The following is a 3709-nucleotide window of genomic DNA, read 5'->3' on the forward strand; positions in this document are numbered from 1 at the left end:
GGCCTTGCGCGCCTCTTGCTCGGCTTTCGGCTTGGCGCGCTCTTCGGGTTCGCGCTGCTCGCGCTCTTTTTGTTCCTTCTCGGCGCGCATGCGCTCGCGCTCTTCGGCGCGGGCCTTTTCCTGCGCCTCGCGCTGCGCCTGCTCCTCGACCTCGCGGGCCTTGGCGGCCTGCAGCGCCTTCAGGCGGCGTTCCATCTCCGCATCGGAAATCCCGGCGGGGCGCTTGCCACCCGACCCACCCGGCACACCGCCGGAGCCCTTGGCACCACCGGCACCGGGCTTGGGCACAACCACGCGCTTGCGCTTGGTTTCCACCACGACGTTCTTGGTCCGCCCGTGGCTGAAGCTCTGCTTCACGGATCCCGAACGGGGACCCCCGCCACGAACACCCAAAGTCTTCTTGCCGTCGTTATCGCTCATTCAGCTCTTATCCTTTCCGGCGGCCCCTGCCGCCCCCGGCAGCCCCTGCTGCCGTCGCCGCGTCGGCCCTTCCGACGCGCAGCCCCTTCAGTCGTTGGGCTTCCTCTACAACACGTTTCGTGAGTCCACCAGCGCCAAGCGCGGCGTGTATCACCTTTTCCCGACCAAAGGCCAGCCCCAGCTCGTCCGCCGTAAGCCAGCCGATATACGTTCCCCACTGCGGGGTGGACAGCTTGGACTTGCCGCGGGTCGACCCGTCCTCGGCCTGAAGCAGCACATCGGCTTCCTCCTTGGCCAGCCAATCCTTGACCTTCTCGTAGCCCGAAACCGCGCCACCGGACTTGCGGGCGAGGCTGAGCAGTTCGACCACCCGGCGGGCGAGCATCTGCTCGACCAGGTTGGGCAGATCGTCGGGCACCGTGACCGGTGCCCGCGCGGCGCGGGCGAAAAGCCCTTTGCTCGCGGCCTTCTCGAGCGCCGCCTTGTCCGACGCCACCCAGATGCCGCGCCCGGGCAGTTTGCCTGCGAGATCGGGCACGACCTGATTGTCGGGCCCGATCACAAAACGGATCAGGCCGCTGGCGGGCTGCGTCTCGCCGGTGGCGATGCAGCGCCGCTCCGGGCCGTCGGCCCGGTCCTTATCCCGGCCGCCCCGGCTCATCGGATCAGACCTCTTCCTCGGTCTCGGACTCGTCGCCGTCGACCTCTTCTTCGGCCTCGGACACCAGCTCGTCGGGATCGACCCAGCCAAGCAGGACGCGCGCGGTCATGATGAGGTTCTGCGCCTCGGCGAGATCGACATCGAACTTCTCGAGCAAGCCGTCATCCTTGACGCGCTCGCCGTCGACCGTGGTCCAGCCGCCGGCCAGTTCCCAGTCGGCGCAGGTGGCGAAGTCTTCCAGCGTCTTCACGCCGTCTTCCGCCAGTGCCTCTACCATCTGGGGTGTCAGGCCGTCGAATTCAATGAGGCTGTCCTCGGCGCCGAGCTCGCGGGCGCGTTCGAGCGCCTTGCGGGCCTGCTCCTCGAGGAATTCGCGGGCGCGGGTCTGCAGCTCCTGCGCGGTGTCCTCGTCGACGCCGTCGATCACCAGCAGCTCGTCGAGCTCGACATAGGCGACCTCCTCGAGGTTGGTGAAGCCTTCGGCCACCAGCAGCTGGGCGAAGAACTCGTCGAGATCGAGCGTGTCCATGAACAGCTTGGTGCGCTCTTCGAATTCCTTCTGACGGCGCGCCGACTCTTCTTCCTCGGTCATGATGTCGATGTCGAGGCCGGTGAGCTGCGAGGCCAGACGCACGTTCTGACCGCGGCGGCCGATGGCCAGCGAGAGCTGCTCGTCGGGCACCACGACCTCGATGCGCTCGGCATCCTCGTCGAGCACCACCTTGGAGACCTCGGCGGGCTGCAGCGCGTTGACCAGGAAGGTCGGCATGTCCTCGTTCCACGGGATGATGTCGATCTTCTCGCCCTGGAGCTCGTTGACCACGGCCTGCACGCGGCTGCCGCGCATACCGACGCAGGCGCCGACCGGGTCGATCGAGCCGTCATAGGAGATCACGCCGATCTTGGCGCGCGAGCCCGGGTCACGGGCCACGGCCTTGATCTCGATGATGCCGTCATAGATTTCCGGCACTTCCATCTTGAACAGCTCGGCCATGAATTCCGGCGCGGTGCGGCTCAGGAAGATCTGCGGGCCGCGGGCCTCGCGGCGCACGTCCTTGATGTAGCAACGAATGCGGTCGCCGGGGCGATAGGCCTCGCGGCCGATCTTCTCGTTGCGGCGCAGGATGCCTTCGCCACGGCCGATATCGACGATGACGTTGCCATATTCCTCGCGCTTGACGGTGCCGTTGATGATGGTGCCGTTGCGATCCTTGAACTCGTCATACTGGCGATCGCGCTCAGCCTCGCGGACCTTCTGCAGGATCACCTGCTTGGCCGATTGCGCCGCGATCCGGCCCATATCGACCGGGGGCACTTCCTCGACATACTGGTCGCCCACCTTGGGGTCGGCCATGTACTGCTTGGCCTGCTTGACGGTCAGCTCGGCCTGGTAGTTCTCGAGCTCTTCGTCCTCGACGACGGTGCGCACGCGGGTGAAGGTGGCGCGACCGGTGCGACGGTCGATCTTCACGCGGATGTCCATCTCGGAGCCGTAGCGCGACTTGGCGGCACGCGCGAGGCTCTCTTCCATCGCCTCGATCACGAGCGCAGGGTCGATCATCTTCTCGCGGGCAACGGCCTCGGCCGTTTGCAGAAGCTCAAGCTGGTTGGCAGAGGTGATTGCCATTGTCTTCTTACTCCTCCTGAGCGGCCGCGTCGTCGGCCTGGATTTCGTCGAATTGGGTTTCGTCCACGTCCTGCGCCTTGCGGGCACGCAGCATGTCGCGGATCAGGTCGTCGGTGAGGATCAGCTTGGCGTCGCTGAGCCAGTCGAATTGCAGGCCGATGGTCTGCTCTTCGCCGCCCTCGCCCTCGATGTTGAACAGAACTTCGCCGCCCTCGACCCCGGCGAGAACGCCACGCCAGCGCTTGCGGCCGTCGATCATCTCCTGGGTCTCGATCTTGGCCTCGTAGCCTTCGTAGGTGTCGAAGTCCTTGAGACGGGTCAGCGGCCGGTCGATGCCGGGGCTCGAGACCTCGAGCGTGTAGGCGTCGATGATCGGGTCCTCGACATCGAGCACCGCCGACACGGCGGTCGAGATCTGGGCGCAGTCATCGACCTCGATGCCGCCCTCGGGGCGCTCGGCCATGATCTGCAGGGTTGCGGTCTTACCGCTCATCAGGCGCAGGCGCACGAGCTCGAACCCCAGGTCTTCGATGACCGGGGTGACGATCTCGGCGAGGCGCCGGTCGATGGCGGATTTGGCGATCAGGTCGGTCATGTGTCCGGGTCCGATTGAGCACAAAAAAACGGGCGCGCGGCCCGTCGATCTTTCCCGGTGGAACCTCGGGAGAGCCCCGACGCGCCGCTGTTGAAGGGGCATATACGCCCCACGATTCGATTCCGCAAGGGGGAGCGGCATGCGAGGACGGAAGAGCGGTGCAGTTTGGCAGGGGCCGGAGGCGTCTCCGGCCTCTCTCCCGGCGGCATGAGGCGGGTCGCGATCCCCGCAGTCCATTGCGCGCCGCCCGCAACATCGGCGGCGCCGGAGCATGGCGGCCCTCGCCGCCACGCTCCAGGCCTGTCAGCTCTTGGTGTTGCGCCGCCGGGTGACCTTGCGCTTCACCTTGGCGTCCTTGCGCTTGGCCTTGGCCTCCTTGCGCCGCGGCGGCCCGCTCGGACGGCCG

4 protein-coding genes are annotated in these 3709 nt (G+C 66.7%); all 4 read right to left on the minus strand.

Annotated features, from left to right (window positions below):
* The coding region (locus AC6RA4_RS23980; RefSeq protein WP_500164599.1) for a translation initiation factor IF-2 associated domain-containing protein at positions 1-420 on the minus strand (420 nt) is incomplete at its 3' end.
* A gap of 7 nt (positions 421-427) precedes the next feature.
* Positions 428-1081, minus strand: a complete 654-nt coding sequence (locus AC6RA4_RS23985) for an RNA-binding protein (protein WP_500164601.1) — start codon at positions 1079-1081, stop codon at positions 428-430.
* 4 nt (positions 1082-1085) lie between these two features.
* Entirely contained in the window at positions 1086-2708 is a 1623-nt protein-coding gene (nusA, locus tag AC6RA4_RS23990) for a transcription termination factor NusA (RefSeq protein ID WP_500164603.1), read from the minus strand.
* Between the two features lie 7 nt (positions 2709-2715).
* A complete protein-coding gene (rimP, locus tag AC6RA4_RS23995; protein ID WP_500164605.1) occupies positions 2716-3303 on the minus strand; it encodes a ribosome maturation factor RimP in 588 nt (195 codons plus the stop codon).
* Positions 3304-3709 lie beyond the last annotated feature (406 nt).

Source organism: Salipiger sp. (genome assembly GCF_059781815.1).